Raw genomic sequence first — 17647 nt, forward strand, 5'->3', positions numbered from 1 at the left:
TCAGATCGAAAAATCGTATTCGATGGTGATAGGCGCGTGGTCCGAGAACTTCTCGGTTTTGTAGATGGCCTCGGTGCGCGCGTGCGCCGCCAGCGCGGGCGTGGCCAGGTGGTAGTCGAGGCGCCAGCCCACGTTGTTGGCGTAGGCCTGGCCGCGGTTGCTCCACCATGTGTAGCAGGCGTCGGTGGTGTCGGGCTGCAGCTGGCGGTACACATCAACCAGGCCGCCGTCGCTGAGCAGTTGGGTCATCCAGGCGCGCTCCTCGGGCAGGAAGCCGCTGTTTTTCTGGTTGCTGCGCCAGTTCTTCAGGTCCGCTTGCTGGTGGGCAATGTTGATGTCACCGCACAGGACAAACTCGCGCTCGCCTTTGAGCGCCATCAGGTGCGGGTACATCAGGGCAAGAAAGCGGTATTTGGCTTCCTGGCGCTCTGGGCCCGACGAGCCGCTGGGAAAGTACACGCTGATCAGGGAGAGCTTGCGCGCGGGCGTGTCAAAACGCAGTTCCACATAACGGCCTTCGGCGTCAAATTCACCGCCGTCAAAGCCCACCACCACGTCGCTCGGTTCGTGGCGGGTGTAAACGCCCACGCCGGAATAGCCTTTTTTCTCGGCGCAGTGAAAGTAGCCATTCAAGCCCGCCAGCGCTTCAAAACGGCCGCTCAGGTCGGAGGCCTGCGCCTTGATTTCCTGTACACAAATACAATCGGGCTGGTGCCCGGCGAGCCACGCCTCCAGTCCTTTGGTGCTGGCAGAGCGGATGCCGTTGAGGTTGAGGCTGGTCAGTTTGAACAAGGAATTCCCCATGGTGTTGGATGTGGGCACGGCGGCTGCCGGTGCTGAAGGTGGCGGCGGCGCGTTGGCGCAGGACTTTGTGCAGTTCTGCGTGGACTCGGGCGTGTTGCGCTTTGGCGAGTTCAAGACCAAGGCTGGGCGTCTGTCGCCGTATTTTTTCAATGCGGGCCTGTTTGACGACGGTGCCAAGCTGGGTCGGCTCGCGCAATTTTATGCAAAAGCCCTGGTTGACAGCGGCATCGAGTTCGACATGATCTTTGGCCCCGCCTACAAGGGCATCCCGCTCGGCGCGGCGGTGTCCATCGAGCTGGCGCGCATGGGCCGCAATGTGCCGTTTGCCTACAACCGCAAGGAAGCCAAAGACCACGGCGAGGGCGGCACGCTGGTGGGCGCACCGCTCAGGGGTCGGGTGTTGATCGTGGACGATGTGATGAGCGCTGGCACGGCCGCGCGCGAATCCATCGCCTTGATACAAGCCGCTGGCGCCACGCCACACGCGGTGGCCATTGCCCTGGACCGCCAGGAAAAAGCCACCGAAATCGGGCCGGACGGCCAGGTGCGTGACGTGGACCACAGTGCGGTGCAATACGTTCAGCACCAGCTGGGTCTGCAGGTCTGCGCCATTGCGAGGCTGGCCGATTTGCTGCAATATCTGACGGATCACACCGGTGGCGAGCTTGGCGCTCACTTTGAGCGTGTGCTGGCCTACCGCCAGCGCTACGGTGTGGCCTGAGGAAACCCTGTGCACCGAATCCGCCTGTCTTTGTCGCGCACCCACCGGGGTGCGGTGTGTGTTGCGCTGCTCGCGCTGGGCTGGGCGGCGGGCGCGTCGGCCCAATCCAACACACAAGGCATTTACACCTGCATTGACAGCAAGGGCCGCCGCATCACCTCGGACCGACCCATTCCCGAATGCCTGGACCGTGAACAGCGCCAGCTGGGCAGCACCGGCGTGGTGCGCCGCGTGCTGCCGCCTAGCTACACGGCCGACGAACGCGCCCGGCTGGACGCGCAGCGCAAGGAAGAGGAAGAGCAGCGTGCGCGGCTCGCCGAAGAAAAACGCCGTGACCGTGCGTTGCTGATCCGCTACCCCACGCAGGCCTCGCACGACAAGGAGCGGGCCGACGCACTGAGCCAGGTGGACGAGGTGATTGGTGCGGTGAACAAGCGCGAACGTGCGCTGGAACAGCAGCGCAAAGACATCGACACCGAAATGGAGTTTTACCAGCGGGACCCCGCCAAAGCACCGACCTGGTTGCGCCGCAAGTACGAAGACAACCAGCAGCAGGTGCTGGTGCAAAAGCGTTTTCTGGACGAACAGGCGCAGGAAAAAAAACGCATCAATGCCCGCTTTGACGAAGAGCTGGCCAAGCTGCGCCAGCTCTGGAACGGACGGTAAGCTCCCCCCTGCGCCGCTGACGCGGCTTCCCCCCTGGGGGGGACAACATCTGTGGCCCGGCAAGCCGGTTGCACAATGTTTCCGGGCTCGGACACGCGCTCCGGGTACACCAGAGCCCGGTTCCTTTGGTCTCTACTGCAGTTTTTGCTTCAGCACGTCGTTGACCTGCTGCGGGTTGGCCTTGCCTCTGCTGGCTTTCATGACGAGGCCCACCAGCGCGTTGAAGGCCTTGTCTTTGCCAGCGCGGAACTGCTCGACCATGGGCGCATTGGCGACCATCACCTCGTCGATGATTTTTTCCAGCGCGCCGGTGTCGTTCATCTGTTTGAGGCCTTTGGCTTCAATGACGGCGTCCACGTCGCTGGCCTCGCCGGTCCACAGCGATTCAAACACCTGCTTGGCCGCGTTGTTGGACACGGTACCGTCCGCAATGCGGCCAATAAGCGCAGCCAACTGCTCGGCGCTCACCGGCACGTCGGCCATGTCACGCTCTTCGGCGTTCAACCGGCGAGACACCTCGCCCATGATCCAGTTGCTGACCAGCTTCGCCTGGCCGCAGACCTTGGCAGCGGTCTCAAAATAAGCCGCCATGGCCGGGCTCTGCGTGAGCGTGGTGGCGTCGTATTCGGGCAGGCCGTAGGTCTGCACCAGGCGCTCGGCCATCTGGCGCGGCAGCTCGGGCATCTCGCCTTTCACGCGCTCCACCCAGTCGCGCCCAATCACCAGCGGTGGCAGGTCGGGGTCGGGGAAGTAGCGGTAGTCCGCCGCGTCTTCCTTGGTGCGCATGGCGCGGGTTTCGCCGGTGTCGGGGTCAAACAGCACCGTGGCCTGCTGGATGGCATGGCCGTCCTCGATCTGGTCGATCTGCCAGCGCACCTCGTAGTCAATGGCCTGCTGCATGAACTTGAACGAGTTCAGGTTCTTGATCTCGCGGCGCGTGCCCAGCTCGCCACCGGGCTTGCGCACCGAGACGTTGGCGTCGCAGCGGAAGCTGCCTTCTTGCATGTTGCCGTCGCAAATGCCGATCCAGGTCACGATCTTGTGCAGCTCTTTCGCATAGGCCACAGCCTCGGCGCTGCTGCGCATGTCGGGCTCGGTCACGATCTCCAGCAGCGGCGTACCGGCCCGGTTCAGGTCGATGCCACTTTGTCCAATGAAGTCTTCGTGCAGGCTTTTGCCCGCGTCTTCTTCCAGGTGCGCGCGCACCAGGCGCACCGTCTTCTTCTCGTCACCGAGGAAGAACGACACCTCGCCACCCTGCACCACCGGGATCTCGAACTGGCTGATCTGGTAGCCCTTGGGCAGGTCGGGGTAGAAGTAGTTTTTGCGGGCAAACACGCTCTGCTCGGCAATGTGCGAACCGAGCGCCAGACCGAGGCGAATGGCTTTTTCCACTGCGCCGCGGTTCATCACCGGCAGCGTGCCGGGCAGGGCCAGGTCCACCGCGCAGGCTTGCGTGTTGGGCTCGGCGCCAAAAGCGATGGGCGCTCGGCTAAAAATTTTGCTTTGCGTGGACAGTTGGGCGTGGGTTTCGAAGCCGATGACGACTTCGTAACCCTGCACCAGGAGGGATTTGCTGGAACTCATGGTCAGTAGCCTTGCGGTGCGCGGGTATGCCAGTCGGTGGCTTGCTGGAAGGCGTGGGCGGTGTGCAGCAGCTCGCCTTCCTTGAAATAGTTGCCCACCAGTTGCAGCCCCACCGGCATGTTGGCAGCGCCAAAACCGGCCGGCACGCTCATGCCGGGCAAACCGGCCAGGCTGGTGGACAGGGTGTAAATGTCGGCCAGGTAGTTGGCCATGGGGTCGGCACTTTTTTCGCCAATTTTCCACGCCACCGTGGGCGCCACCGGCCCGGCGATCACGTCACACTGGGTGAAGGCGTGCTGAAAGTCTTGCGCAATCAGGCGGCGGATTTTTTGTGCCTGCAGGTAGTACGCGTCGTAATAACCGTGGCTCAGCACATAGGTGCCGATCATGATGCGCCGCTGCACCTCGGGGCCAAAGCCTTCGCTGCGCGACTTCTTGTACATGTCGATCAGGTCGTCGTACTGCGCGGCGCGGTGGCCGAACTTCACGCCGTCAAAACGGCTGAGGTTGCTCGACGCCTCGGCCGGCGCAATCACGTAGTACACCGGAATGGACAGCTCGGTGCGTGGCAGCGAAATGTCCACCATCGTGGCGCCCAGTTTTTCGTATTCGGCCAGTGCTGCGCGCACGGCAACCAGCACGTCGGGTGCGCAACCGGCGCCGAAGAACTCGGTGGGCAAACCAATGCGCAGGCCTTTGAGCGGCTGCGCGGCGGTGGCGCCTTCGCGCACACGGGTGAGCGCCGCGCTGTAATCTTCGGCCGGGTGGTCCAGGCTGGTGGAATCGCGGTCGATGTCGGGACCGGCCATGGCGCTCAGCAGCACGGCGCAGTCGGCAGCGCTGCGGGCCATGGGGCCGGCCTGGTCGAGGCTAGACGCAAACGCCACCATGCCGTAGCGCGAGCAGCGGCCGTAGGTGGGCTTGATGCCGGTGATGCCGCAAAACGCGGCGGGCTGGCGGATGGAGCCACCGGTGTCGGTACCGGTGGCAGCGGGCACCAGGCGGGCCGCCACCGCAGCGGCCGAGCCGCCCGACGATCCGCCGGGCACGCGGGAAACATCCCAGGGGTTGTGGGCTGGGCCAAAAGCGGAATTGTCATTGCCCGAGCCCATGGCAAATTCGTCGCAATTGAGCTTGCCCAGCGTCACGGCACCCGCAGCGGCCAGCTGGGCCACCACGGTGGCGTCAAACGGACTTTGGTACCCGGCCAACATGTTGGAGCCGGCGGTGGTGGGAAAGTCGCGGGTGACGAAGATGTCTTTGTGCGCCAGTGGCACGCCCAGCAGCGGCGTGCGCTCGCCTGCAGCCAGGCGGGCATCAGCGACCTTGGCCTGGGCCAGGGTGGCGTCTTCGTTGAAAGCGAGGTAGGCGCCCAGACCGGCATGCTGCTTGGCACGCGCCAGCAGGTGCTGCGCGGCTTCCACGCTGGAGGTCTTTTTGTCGGCAATGGCGGCGGCCAGTTCGGCCACGCCCATCTGGTGCAATTCGGTGGCGCTCATTCGATGACTTTCGGCACAAGAAACAAGCCGCGCTCCACGGCGGGCGCGCTTTTTTGGTTGGCTTCGCGGTTGTTGGGCTCGCTGGCCACGTCGGGGCGCAGGCGCAGGCTCACATGGTCGATCACAGCCGTGGGGTGGGCCAGGGGCTCCACGCCGGTGGTGTCGACGGCGTTCATCTGTTCAACCGTTTCAAAGAAACCGTTGAGCTGGGTCAGCATGCGTTCGCTCTGGGCTGCAGACAACTCCAGCCGGGCGAGGTTGGCGATGCGCCCGATGTCGGACAGGGTCAGGGACATGACAGGACTCGGTTGCGGTGTAATACAAAAGAAACAACCCGAGGCGTGAAAACGCCCCTGCAACGGGTTGTAAAGTGAAGAATTTGCCCCGCAATGCGCGCAGTTATGCACAGGGGATACGGTATTATCCAAGGTTTAGCGGCAATACCCGTCTTGCGACGCTTTTTGCCCTCGAATCAAACACTTAGCCTCACCTTTCGGCCTACAAGCCAAACCCACACCCGGCGATGAGCACGCGAAGCCGTGCCCATGCCCCACAGGACTTTCGCACCATGTTTGAAGCGTTTCGTCGGCAGTTTTCGACCGACCTGGCCATTGACCTTGGCACCGCCAACACCCTGATCTACGTTCGCGGCAAAGGCATCGTCCTGGACGAGCCCTCGGTGGTGTCCATCCGCCACGAAGGCGGCCCGCAGGGCAAAAAAACCATTCAGGCCGTGGGCAAAGAAGCCAAGGCCATGCTGGGCAAGGTGCCCGGCAACATCGAAGCCATCCGCCCCATGAAAGACGGCGTGATCGCCGACTTCACCGTCACCGAGCAGATGCTCAAGCAGTTCATCAAGATGGTGCACCCGCGCTCGATGTTCAAGCCGAGCCCGCGCATCATCATTTGCGTGCCCTGCGGTTCCACCCAGGTTGAGCGCCGCGCCATCCGCGAGTCGGCTCTGGGCGCCGGTGCTTCCGAGGTGTACCTGATCGAAGAACCCATGGCCGCAGCCATCGGCGCTGGTTTGCCGGTGTCGGACGCTTCGGGCTCCATGGTGGTGGACATTGGTGGCGGCACGACCGAAGTCGGCGTGATCTCGCTGGGCGGCATGGTCTACAAGGGCAGCGTGCGCGTGGGCGGTGACCGCTTTGACGACGCCATCATTGCTTACATCCGCCGCAACTACGGCATGCTGATTGGCGAGCCCACGGCAGAAGCCATCAAGAAGCACATTGGCTCGGCCTTTCCGGGCAGCGAAGTCAAGGAAATGGAAGTCAAGGGCCGCAACCTGTCTGAGGGCGTGCCGCGCAGCTTCACCATTTCCAGCAACGAAATCCTCGAAGCCCTGACCGACCCGCTGAACAACATCGTGTCGGCCGTGAAAATGGCGCTGGAGCACACGCCACCTGAGCTGGGTGCCGACATTGCCGAGCGCGGCATGATGCTGACCGGTGGCGGCGCGCTGCTGCGCGACCTGGACCGCCTGCTGGCCGAAGAAACCGGCCTGCCGGTGCTGGTGGCCGAAGAGCCGCTGACCTGTGTGGTGCGTGGCTGTGGCATGGCGCTGGAGCGCATGGAGCGCCTGGGCACCATTTTCACCAGCGAATAAGCCCGCGCCGTCCGCCGGCACAGATCCAGCCCCCACCGACCCTCCATGCCACTGGGCACCCTGGACCGCACCCCGCCACCGTTTTTCAAACAGGGGCCGTCCGCGCTGTCCAAACTGGTGGTGTTCAGCGCGCTCGCGCTGTTTCTGATGGTGGCCGACGTGCGTTTCAAACTCACCGTGCCCGTGCGCTCGGCCATGGCCACGGTGCTCTACCCGGTGCAATGGCTGGTGCTGCAACCGGTGCAGGCGGTGGGCCAGGCCGGAAGCTACTTCACCTCATTGCATCAGGCGCAGCGCAGCGAGGGCGAAGCACTGCAACGCCTGGCCACCCAGGCTGGGCAGTCGCTGCAGCTGGAACAGCTCAACCTGGAAAACCAGCGCCTGCGCGAACTGCTGGCCATGCGCGCGCGCATCACCACACCGGCCACCGGCGCACAGGTGCTGTACGACGCGGCCGATCCGTTTTCGCGCAAGGTGGTGATCGACCGCGGACAAACCCACGGCATCGAGCCAGGCTCCCCGGTGATCGATGAAAGCGGCGTGCTTGGCCAGGTTACCCGGGTGTACCCCCTGGTGTCTGAAGTGACTTTGCTGGTGGACCGAGACCAGGCCATTCCTGTGCTCAACACCCGCACCGGTGTGCGCAATGTGGCCTATGGCCAGCCCTCGACCCACGGCGACGGGCTGGAGCTGCGCTACACACTGGCCAATGCCGACATCGTTGAAGGCGACTTGCTGACCACCAGCGGCGTCGACGGGGTGTACCCGCCGGGCTTGCCGGTAGCGCGGGTCACATTGGTTGAGCGGCGTGCCGAATCATCCTTCACCCGCATTGGCTGCGAACCGTTGGCCCGGGTACAAGGTGCATTGCATGTGCTGGTGCTGGCACCCGTGGGCCCGAGCCTGCCGCCTTCGCGCCCGCCAGCGAGCGGACCCATGTCGCAGCGCAATGCGCCTGGTACCGCTGCAACCGCCCCCCGGAGCGCGCCATGATCATGCGACCCGGCCAGCAGTTGCTGCTGCCCGCCAACCCGTTCTTCATCTGGTTCACCCTGATCGGCGCGTTGCTGGTCAACATGACGCTGAACATGGGTCTGTGGGGGCGTGCGGCCTGGGTGCCTGACCTGCTCGCCGTGGTGCTGGTGTTCTGGAGCGTGCACCAGCCGCTGCGCATTGGCGTGGGCGTTGCTTTTGCCTTTGGCCTGGCCATGGACGTGCAGCAGGGCGCACTGCTGGGCCAGCACGCCCTGGCCTACACCGTGCTGGGCTACTTTGCCGTGTTCATGCACCGGCGCCTGCTCTGGTTTGCGGTGCCCACGCAGGCGGTGCAGCTGTTTCCGCTGTTCCTGGGGGTGCATCTGCTCGAATTGCTGGTGCGCATGGCCTCGGGTGGCACGTTCCCAGGTGCGTTGTTCTTTCTGGCGCCATTCATTGAAGCCTTGCTCTGGCCCGTGGCCAGCGTGTTGCTGCTGGCGCCGCAGCGCCGCGCGCCCAACCCCGACGACAACAGACCTTTGTGAGCATGACCGAGCTGCGTAACGTCGAAGCCGATCTGGAGCAGTTCCGCACCCGGGTGGTGGTCGCGGGGCTGGGCGTGTTGCTGGCGTTTGGCCTGATCGCAGCGCGCATGGTGTACCTGCAGGTGATGCGGCACGACGACCTGCTGGCCCAAGCCGAGAGCAACCGCACCGCGGTGTTGCCGGTGGTGCCCAACCGGGGCCAGATTCTGGACCGCTACGGCCGCGTGCTGGCGACCAACTATTCCGCCTACACCCTGGAGATCACGCCCTCCAAGGTGTCGGACCTGGACGCCACCATCGAAGCCTTGGGCGACATCGTCGACGTGCAGCCGCGCGACAAGCGCCGCTTTCGCAAACTGCTGGAAGAATCGCACCGTTTCGACTCGCTGCCGCTGCGCACCCGCCTGAGCGACGAAGAGGTGGCGCGCTTCACGGCGCAGCGCTACCGTTTTCCGGGTGTGGATGTGCGGGCACGGTTGATCCGTCAGTACCCGCATGGCGAAGTGGCCAGCCACGTCATCGGCTACATCGGCCGCATCAACCAGCGGGAAAAAACCAGCATCGAAGAGTGGCCCGAAGAAGAGCAGGCCAACTACCGGGGCACCGAATACATCGGCAAGCTCGGCGCCGAACAAAGCTACGAACGCGAGCTGCACGGCATCACGGGTTTTGAACGGGTGGAAACCTCGGCGGGCGGGCGCGCGGTGCGCTCGCTGGCCAACACGCCGGCCACCCCGGGCGACACGGTGGTGCTGGCCATCGACATTCAGCTGCAGAAGCTGGTGGAAGACATGTTTGGCGAGCGCCGTGGCGCGCTGGTGGCCATTGACCCGCGCAACGGCGAGGTGCTGGCCTTTGTCAGCAAGCCCACCTTTGACCCGAACCTGTTCGTCGAAGGCATCGACGTGGAAAACTGGCGCGCGCTCAACGAGTCGCTGGACAAACCGCTGTTGAACCGGGCACTGCGCGGCACCTACCCGCCGGGCTCGACCTACAAGCCGTTCATGTCCCTGGCGGCGCTGGAAACCGGTACCCGCAGCGCGGGCACCACCATCAACGACCCCGGCTTCTGGATGTTTGGCAACCACCGCTTCCGCAGCCACGGCGACGGCGGGCTCGGTGCCGTGGACATGCACCGCAGCATCGTCAAGTCGAGCAACACCTACTACTACTCGCTGGCCAGCGAAATGGGCGTGGACATGATGCACGACTTCATGAAGCCGCTGGGTTTTGGGCAGATCACCGGCATCGACCTGCGCGGTGAGGTGCGCGGCGTGTTGCCCAGCCAGGAATGGAAGCGCAACAACTACAAACGGCCCGAGCAAAAGCGCTGGTACGCCGGTGAAACCATTTCGCTGGGCATTGGCCAGGGCTACAACAACTTCACCATGCTGCAAGTGGCCCACGCCATGGCCACACTGGCCAACGGTGGCGTGAAATACACACCGCACCTCACCCTGGCCACCGAGGACGTGGTGACGCGCGAGCGCAGCCTGCCCAAGGTGCCTGTGGCCACGAACCTGGGCTACAAGCCCGAGCACGTGCAAACGGTGTTGCGTGCCATGCAAGGCGTGACCACCGAAGGCACCTCGGCCCGCGTCTTTGCTGGCGCGGGCTACGAAAGCGGTGGCAAAACCGGCACCGCCCAGGCCGTGACCATCGGCCAGAAAGACCGTTACGACGCGAGCAAGCTCGAAGAACACCAGCGCGACCACTCGCTCTACGTGGCGTTCGCGCCCATGGAACAGCCCCGCGTGGCCCTGGCGGTGGTGGTGGAAAACGCGGGCTTTGGTTCGGCACACGCAGCCCCCATTGCACGCCGGGTGTTTGACTACCTGCTGATGGACCAGTACCCCAACGCCCAGGACCTGGCCGCGGTACAAAAAGGCCTGGCCTCCAGCCCCATCGGCACACCGCTCAAAGCCAGTGAGATGCCTTGGCCGCCGACCGAAAAAGCGGCTGAAACCAGCCCCCGCGCGGCGCCCTGAGGGGGCAAGAACCCGCGGGGCCGTTGCAGGCTCAGGCCGCTGGCAGCGTGAACCTGAACACCGTGCCCCGCGGCGCGAACGGCTCGTGCGTGAGCGCGCCGCCGTGCTGCTCAATCACGGTGCGGCACAGGCTCAGGCCCAGCCCCATGCCTTCGGCCTTGGTGGTAAAAAACGGCGTGAACAGCCTGGCCTGCACCTCGGCGCTCAGGCCATGCCCCCGGTCGGTGACGGCGAATTCGACCCAGGACTTCTGGGCCAGCCCTCCCACCAACACGCCCGATTGCAAACGCGACTGGCGCACCGACACCGTGAGCAGGCGCTCGGCAGAGCGGGCCGGCGGATCGCCGTCGGGCATGGCCTGCATGCCGTTGCGCGCCAGGTTCAGCAGCACCTGCTCGACCATGGTGCGGTCGCACAACACCGGCGGCACACCCGGGGCCACCTCGATCTGCACGCGAATGCCCTGTTTTTTGGCTTGCAGACCGAGCAACGGCGCAATGGCATCAATCAGGCTTTGCGGTGCCACCGCCTCGCGCACCTGCTCGCGCCGGCGCACGAAGTCGGCCACGCTCTTGATGACCCGGCCGGCGCGCTCGGCTTGCTCACTGATGCGGCGCATGGCCAACTGCAGGTCGGCCTGGGGGGCTGGCTGGGTGGTGTCTTCCAGCAGGTTGAGCGTGCCCGTGGCGTAGCTGGCAATGGCCGCCAGCGGCTGGTTGAGCTCGTGGCTCAGCAGCGAGGCCATTTCGCCCACCGTGGCCAGGCGTGCGGTGGCCTGCAGGCGGTCTTGCGAAGCGCGGTTGATGTCTTCCACCCGGCGCTGCTCGGTGAGGTCGAGAATGGCGCTCATGTAGCCGGTCTGCACGCCCTGCGCGTCGATCAGCGGGGCTTCGATGATGAGCACCGGAAACCGGGTGCCGTCGCTGCGCTGGAACACCGACTCATAGCCTTCGCGGGGCAGCGTCTGCCCGGCCAGGCGCACCGCCAGGCGCTGCTGGTATTCGTCCACCAGCTCGGGGGGCCACCAGGGAGCCGGCAAGCCGGTGCCAATGAGTTGCTCGGCGCTGTAGCCCACCATTTGGCAAAAAGCCGGGTTCACGTAGGTGATCCGCCCGTCCATGCCACGCGCGCGCAAGCCCGTGACCAGGGAGTTTTCCATCGCCTTGCGAAAAGCCAGAGCGTCGGCCACGTCCAGCTCGGCGCGCTGGCGCCTTCGCATGTCGCGCCCCAGCAAGGCCAGCACCGCCAGCAGCGCCAGCGACAAGGCGCCCACCACCGCGGTCAGCACGTTGGGAAACAGGCCCGCCGCCCGGCGCGGGCTTTCCATGCGCAGCATGAGGGTGTGGCCGGGCAGGTCCAGCAAGATGCTGGCATGGAGCACGCGGCGGCTGCTGGTCACGGTGCTGTGCAGCGCCAGGCGGGTGCCGTCGGGCTCGGTAAATGCCAGACCTCGGCCTTGCAACATGGCTTTGTTCGTCAGCTCCGTGAGCAGGCCAGGCAGGGTGTAAGTGACCACCAAAAACCCGTTGGGCAGGCCAGCGCGCACCACCGGCAGGCACATTTCCATCAGTTCCAGCCCCTGGCCACCGCTCAAGGGCCAGAAGTAGCTGGGCGAGAACGCAGGACCGGAGAGGCGCCGCGCGTTTTCACAGGCCTGACGCACATCGGGCAAGGCCTGGTCGCGGTTCAGATAACCCGACAGGCTGGCGAGGTAGGGCGTGTCGCGGTGTGCCAGCAGCGCATGGGTGTTGCTGCGCCACTCCAGCCGCACCATCTCGCGGTGGGCCGTCAGCAGGTCGGCTGCCGGGGCGGTCCATGAATCGGCGGTGGGGGCCACGCTGTGCAGCGACTGCAAGGTCTGCACGTTGCGAATCAGCTCACCGCGGATGTCGTTGGCCACTTGGGTCGCATCGCGTTCCAGCGCGGCCTGGTCGCGGCCTTCTTCGTATTCGGCGGCCAGAAACACCAGCACACCCAGCAGCACCAGCACCAGCGCCATGAGCGCACCCCAGAGCAGCCAGCGGCGCGAGCGCAGGCTGGAGCGGCCAGGCGCCTTGGTCACCACCACGGAAGTCATGCAACCGCGTGGGGTGGCCACAGGACAGCCTGTGGCGCTGCCCAGCGGGGGGTGAGGCGCCCAAGGGTGCGGCGCAAGGGGTTTACCAAGGTCACAACTTCCGGTGCTGCAACGCCGGTAGCTGCTTGCGCACGTCCTGCAGGCGTGCCATGTCGATCTCGGCCAGCACCACACCCGGGCCTTCGGCCTGCATCGCCATCACCTCGCCCCAGGGGTCGATCACCATGCTGTGGCCCCAGGTGCGGCGGCCGTTTTCGTGCAGACCGCCCTGCGCGCTGGCGATCACGTAGGCCTGGTTTTCAATGGCGCGAGCGCGCAGCAGCACCTCCCAGTGGGCCTGGCCGGTGGTGTGGGTGAAGGCCGATGGCACCAGCAGCAGGTCGGCGGCCAGCGCACGGTACAGCTCGCCAAAGCGCAGGTCGTAGCACACGCTCTGCCCCACGCGCCAGCGCTCGCCGCTGCGGCTTTTGCAGTCAAACACGGTGGGCGTTTCGCCCGCCCGCAACACGTTGGCTTCGTCGTAGCTTTCGCGGCCGTTGTCAAAGCGGAACAGGTGGATCTTGTCGTAGCGGCTGGCGTTTTCACCCCGCGGGCTGAAGGCCAGCGAGGCGTTGGCCGCGTGCAGCGGATCGTCGGTGGCCATGGGCAGGGTGCCACCCACGATCCAGAGCTTCAGGTCGCGCGCGGCGTCGGACAGAAAGTCTTGCACAGTGCCCAGGCCGGGCGTTTCGGCCAGCAGCAGCTTGTCTTCGTCCTTGTGGCCCATGAAGCAGAAATATTCGGGCAGCACGGCCAGCTCGGCCCCGGCGCTGGCGGCCTGGCGCAGCAGGCGCAGGGCCTCGCTGAGGTTGGCGTCCAGGCTGATGCCCGAGACCATTTGAATGGCGGCGACTTTCATGGCGGCTCCTTGTGGTGGGGTGTGGGCAATCGCTCCGGGACACCCGGCGGGATGGCTGCTTACTGTAGCGCTGGGGCGGTCGATGCAGCGGGGTTGGGCGGCTGGCGCTGTATTTTTTCGACCTGCGGGTCGGCCCAGCCGCCGGTGATGTGAAATTCTTGTGTGGCCGCGCTTTGCAGCGGCTGGCGCAACAGAAACTGCGCCAGAAACGTGCCCAGCCCCACGGCGGGGTTGATGGCGGTGGCAATCAGCGACGCGGTGCCGGCGTTGATCTCGGGCACCACCACCACCTTCAGGTCTTGTTGCTCACGCGCCAGGTCGGCGCTGCCTTCCATGAGTACGGCGGCGTTGACGCCCTTCATTTGCAGGTTGTTGGTGAGCAGCACACCCTGCTCAATGCGCGCATCGCCGCGCACGAAATCGAACGCAAAACCCTCGGAAAACACATCGCGAAAGTCGAGAACCAGGCGCCGCGGCAGCGCCTGCAGGCTCAGCACGCCGAGCAGCTTGGCGGCCCCGGGGTCCACTTTGAGGAACTGGCCACGCTCAATGTCAACCTTCAACTGGCCGGTGAGGCTGGGGTAGTCCAGCGCCAGGGGCGAGCCCAGCCAGCCCACGCTGCCCTCCATGCGGCCCTTGCCACCGCGCACCACGCCTTCGCGACCAAAACGCGACAAGAGCCGCCCCGAGTCGTCGATGTCGAGCTGGAAATCCAGGGCGGTGCGCCGCTGCGTGGCGGTGCCCGAGCCGTTGGGCGTTTCCTGCGCGGCCCAGTTGCCGGTGGCGCTGAGCCGGGCTTCGGGCAGGCCGAGCTTGAGCTTGGTCAGACGCCATTCGCTGTTGCGCGCCGTGCCGCCGCGGTTGACGGCTTCGATTTCGACCCGGCCCAGGCTGCGGTTGGCCACCCGCAGTTCGTCCACCGCAATGTCCAGCGCGGGCACGCTGGCGGGTTGCTGCAGCAGTTGCTCCACCTCGGTCGCCACCGTGGGCGCCAGGCTCAGGCGCGCCAGGCGCGCAAACACACTGCCGGCCGTGCCCGCGCCCGGCTGGCGGTAGGCCACGTAGCCGTTGAGTTCGTCGGCGTCGACGTTGGCACGCCACTGCGTGCCCTCGCGTGCACCACCGAGCACCACCCCGTTGAACACACGGCCCGCCACGGTGAGGCGGTCGGCGCGCACCGCCAGCGTGGTGGGCAGGTAGCCCAGGCTGGCGTTCGGGGCGCCGGCCTCGGCGCGCGGCGCGGGCGCCGCGCTGCGCACATCAACCCCGGTGGCTGAAGCAAACGCGCGCTCCCAGGCGTCCAGGTTGAGCTGGTCCAGCCGGATGTTGCCCAGCACGCCGTCTGAGGGCAGCGGTGCCGCCTCGTTGCCGCCCAGCCCCACGGCCACGCTGCCACGCAACACCTGCGGCTCGTCACCACGGATGTCGCGTTCGTATTGCAAGCTGGCCAGCGGGCTCAGCGGAGCGCCGAGCTGCACCGCCAGCCGGTCGGTCTGCGCCACACCGCTCACCACCGACAGCACGCTGGATTCAAAGCGCAGCGGCAAGCTGGCGTCTGTGGCTTTGTTCAGCGGCGCGGGCAGGTTGATCGCCATACCCTGCAGGTTGCTGTTGACCAGCAACTCGGGCACACCCGCGCGAAAACCCAGCTGGGCGGTGTAGGCGGCGCTGCCCCGGGCGTTTTGAAACAGGCGCGAGACAAAGCCCAGACCAGCGTCCCGCAAGCCGTCGGCACTGGCCATGCCCTGGCCGCGAAACTGGATGCGCGGCGGGCCGCTGGCGTCGGGCCGCATGCCGCCTTCAAAACGTATCTCGCCGCCATACAGCCGGGCCTGGGCCGCCGCCACGCTGAAGCCTTTTTCGCTGAACTGCAGGGTGCCGGTGGCGCGCCCGAGCAGGGGCGAGTCGGGGCTGATCTGCACGTCGTTGCCGACAAACTGCACCGTGCCGGCCACGGCGGTGGCGGGCATGTCAAAGAAAGGCAGGTTGAGCTGAAACTGCACGTTGGCCGGGCCACCCATGCGCGCACGGGCCAGGGCCTCGCCGGTCATGGCGTTGAGCGGGCTGTTGCGCACAAAGCCCAACACCTCGCCGGCCGGGCCTTGCGCGCGGGCGCTCACCACCAGGGTGGAGGTCTGGGCCAGATCATCGATGCGGATGTCGGCCTGGCTCAAGCGCACATTGGGCGCCGCTTCCAGCCCGCCTTGCAAGCCGGAGAGCTTGAGCGCGGTGCGGTCCAGCACCAGCTCGCCGGCCACGCCGCGCAGGCCCGGCCAGGCCACGTCGTCGGGCGTTTGCAGATAAGTGGGCACATAGTTGAAGTCCAGCCCCTGCAGCTGGGCGCCAATGCGAAACACGCCGGTGGCGCCGGGCGCGTCAAACGGCATGTCGTAGATGTCGCCCTGCAGTTGGAAGTCCACGCGGCTGGCCGAGCCGCCGCGCACGGCCTCGCGCACGTAGCGCCGGGCCTGCGTGCCAATGGTGAGTGGCAGGTAGCGGTGCACGCGCGTGGCGTCGGCGCGGCTGAGCGTGGCGGTCAAGTCCAGCACGCCAGGAAACCGCGAGCCCGATGCGCTGCGCGAGGCATCGCTGGTGTGCCAGCGCAGCTGCGCTGTGCCCTCGGCGTCGGCGTTGGCCAGGCGCGCCGCCTTCACATCCACCTCAATGCGCTCGCCCTCGATGCGCCAGGACGCGTCGGCGTCCAGGCGGGTGAGCGGCAAGCGGGCCTCGTCAAACACGCCGGGCAGGTCGATGGCACCGTTGTCGATGACCAGTTTGGCGCGCCCCCCGTCACGCGTCAGATCGAAGTCCACCGTGGCGCCGGCAATACCGGGCCGCCCGGGCAGCGGGTACAAGCCCGAAGCCGACAACCGGCCGCTGGGCTCGCCCGTCAGCGCCAGTCCCACGATGCGGCCTTTGGCCTGGTAATCGCCGCCGCGCCAGTCGGGTGTGGGCGCATCGGGCGCCGAAGGGGACGGCTTGGCGCCCTGCCAGCTGGCCGACAAGCCCTCGACCCGGCCCGCTGGCTGCAGCGTGGCCAGCAGGCTGTGGGTGGCGGTGGTCAGCGGCAGGCGGGTGGCGATGGCGGTCAACGCGGCCAGGTCGAGCTGGTCGGCCGTCAGCGCCAGGGTGGCCGGGCGCTGGCCCTCGCCGGTGGTGTGCTTCAGGTACACCACACCACCGGGCCACTCCGCCCCCTCGCCGGTGCGAAAGCGCAGGTTGTGCGTGGTGAGGCCAAAGCCCCGGTCGTCCCATTGCGCGGCCAGCCGCCCTTCCAGGGTATCCAGCACCAGGTCGGGCAGCTGCGGCCCCAGCTGCACCGCCACACCCTGCAAAGCCAGGTCGGCGGTGGTGCCGGCGATCTGCCCGCGCGCCACGTCGGCCCAGGCGCGCAACGCACCGTGGCCAGAGCGCACCTCAACGCCCCAGTTGGACAAGTCCACGTAGGCACGCAGCTGTGCCACGTCCACCCGCTCAAAGTCGGCGTACAGCTCACCGTCCCAGCGGTGCCAGGGCGCTTGTCCGGGCGCGCGGTGGCGCCCCAGGCTCAGCAGCGGTTCGCGCAGGCGGGCCCGCAGGCTGAAGCGCTCGCCCCATTCGGGTGGTGGCGTCGCGTCCAGCCGCATGTGGTGCGTGCGTGCGGTGTTGCGCATCACCAGGTTGAGGGCGTCCAGCGCCAGCGTTGGCTGGCCGCGCAGGTCGTCGGTCCAGCGCACGGTGCCGCCCTGAATGACGAACTCGTCCTGCGAAAAAAACCAGTCGGCGCCAGCGCTGTCGGCTTCGCCCGGGCCGGACAGGTCCAGGCCCGCCACCTCGATCCGCCCTTGTGCGGTGCGCCGCACGTCCAGCACCGGCTGGTCGATCACGATCTGTTCAAACCCGAGCCGCCAAAGCGACCCCACCGAGACCGATGCCCGCACCAGCGGCAGCTGCAGCGCCGGTCGCCCCTGCGGGTCCAAGAGCTGCACACCACGCAATTCGAAGCTGGGCATGAAGGCCGGCAGCAAGCCCTGGGCCGCGCCCCGGGGCTCGGCCCGGATCTCACCCACCTGCACCGGAACCCCCACCGCCGCGCTGGCCCAGCGTTCGAGCTCGGGGCGCCACTCGCCGATTCGGGGCACAATCAATAAGTGCAATGTCCCCCAGGTCAGTGCAAACAGCCCCCAAGCGGCCAAAACCACCCACAGCAGCAGCCGCGTCACGGCAGCAAGTGTTTTAAGGGTTCGCGTGGCTGATGCGATAGGCGCCGGGGTTTGATTCATGTCCAATGCAAAT

General features: G+C 66.3%; 13 protein-coding genes. 6 read left to right on the top strand and 7 right to left on the bottom strand.

Annotated elements, in window-relative coordinates; genetic code table 11:
- Window positions 1-792, bottom strand: coding sequence for an exodeoxyribonuclease III (locus tag AC0GNR_RS08125; protein ID WP_472900458.1), 792 nt, complete (start codon window positions 790-792; stop codon window positions 1-3).
- Between the two features lie 10 nt (window positions 793-802).
- Between AC0GNR_RS08125 and pyrE the strand changes: the two genes are divergently transcribed.
- Complete coding sequence (gene pyrE / locus AC0GNR_RS08130; RefSeq protein WP_472900517.1) at window positions 803-1525, top strand: orotate phosphoribosyltransferase; 723 nt, start codon at window positions 803-805, stop codon at window positions 1523-1525.
- 9 nt (window positions 1526-1534) lie between these two features.
- On the top strand, window positions 1535-2191 hold the full coding sequence (locus AC0GNR_RS08135) for a DUF4124 domain-containing protein (RefSeq protein WP_472900459.1): 657 nt from the start codon (window positions 1535-1537) through the stop codon (window positions 2189-2191).
- Between the two features lie 132 nt (window positions 2192-2323).
- On the opposite strand, the gene gatB is transcribed toward AC0GNR_RS08135, so the two are convergent.
- Genes gatB through gatC form a run of 3 tightly spaced genes read right to left on the bottom strand, consistent with a single transcriptional unit; the run spans window position 2324 to window position 5573 of the window.
- Window positions 2324-3778, bottom strand: a complete 1455-nt coding sequence (gatB, locus tag AC0GNR_RS08140) for an Asp-tRNA(Asn)/Glu-tRNA(Gln) amidotransferase subunit GatB (protein WP_472900460.1) — start codon at window positions 3776-3778, stop codon at window positions 2324-2326.
- 2 nt (window positions 3779-3780) lie between these two features.
- On the bottom strand, window positions 3781-5277 hold the full coding sequence (gatA, locus tag AC0GNR_RS08145; protein WP_472900461.1) for an Asp-tRNA(Asn)/Glu-tRNA(Gln) amidotransferase subunit GatA: 1497 nt from the start codon (window positions 5275-5277) through the stop codon (window positions 3781-3783).
- A complete protein-coding gene (gatC, locus tag AC0GNR_RS08150) occupies window positions 5274-5573 on the bottom strand; it encodes an Asp-tRNA(Asn)/Glu-tRNA(Gln) amidotransferase subunit GatC (RefSeq protein WP_322304545.1) in 300 nt (99 codons plus the stop codon). The genes gatA and gatC overlap by 4 nt, the downstream gene beginning before the upstream one ends.
- Window positions 5574-5845: 272 nt before the next feature.
- Here gatC and AC0GNR_RS08155 point away from each other — a divergent pair, with 272 nt between their 5' ends.
- Genes AC0GNR_RS08155 through mrdA form a run of 4 tightly spaced genes read left to right on the top strand, consistent with a single transcriptional unit; the run spans window position 5846 to window position 10397 of the window.
- On the top strand, window positions 5846-6889 hold the full coding sequence (locus AC0GNR_RS08155; RefSeq protein WP_439112553.1) for a rod shape-determining protein: 1044 nt from the start codon (window positions 5846-5848) through the stop codon (window positions 6887-6889).
- 45 nt (window positions 6890-6934) lie between these two features.
- Window positions 6935-7882, top strand: coding sequence for a rod shape-determining protein MreC (gene mreC / locus AC0GNR_RS08160; RefSeq protein WP_472900462.1), 948 nt, complete (start codon window positions 6935-6937; stop codon window positions 7880-7882).
- Window positions 7879-8409 carry a rod shape-determining protein MreD gene (gene mreD, locus AC0GNR_RS08165; RefSeq protein ID WP_472900463.1) on the top strand — a complete coding sequence of 177 codons (531 nt, stop codon included), beginning with the start codon at window positions 7879-7881 and terminating at the stop codon, window positions 8407-8409. The genes mreC and mreD overlap by 4 nt, the downstream gene beginning before the upstream one ends.
- A gap of 2 nt (window positions 8410-8411) precedes the next feature.
- Window positions 8412-10397, top strand: coding sequence for a penicillin-binding protein 2 (gene mrdA, locus AC0GNR_RS08170; RefSeq protein ID WP_472900464.1), 1986 nt, complete (start codon window positions 8412-8414; stop codon window positions 10395-10397).
- 31 nt (window positions 10398-10428) lie between these two features.
- Here the strand turns inward: mrdA and AC0GNR_RS08175 are convergent, their stop codons facing one another.
- The 3 genes from AC0GNR_RS08175 to AC0GNR_RS08185 form a co-directional block, all read right to left on the bottom strand.
- Window positions 10429-12474, bottom strand: a complete 2046-nt coding sequence (locus AC0GNR_RS08175; RefSeq protein ID WP_472900465.1) for a two-component system sensor histidine kinase NtrB — start codon at window positions 12472-12474, stop codon at window positions 10429-10431.
- A gap of 91 nt (window positions 12475-12565) precedes the next feature.
- Entirely contained in the window at window positions 12566-13372 is an 807-nt protein-coding gene (locus AC0GNR_RS08180; protein ID WP_472900466.1) for a carbon-nitrogen hydrolase family protein, read from the bottom strand.
- 59 nt (window positions 13373-13431) lie between these two features.
- On the bottom strand, window positions 13432-17634 hold the full coding sequence (locus tag AC0GNR_RS08185) for a YhdP family protein (protein ID WP_472900467.1): 4203 nt from the start codon (window positions 17632-17634) through the stop codon (window positions 13432-13434).
- Window positions 17635-17647: the final 13 nt, after the last annotated feature.

It is taken from the genome of Hydrogenophaga sp. LT287, from assembly GCF_055702805.1.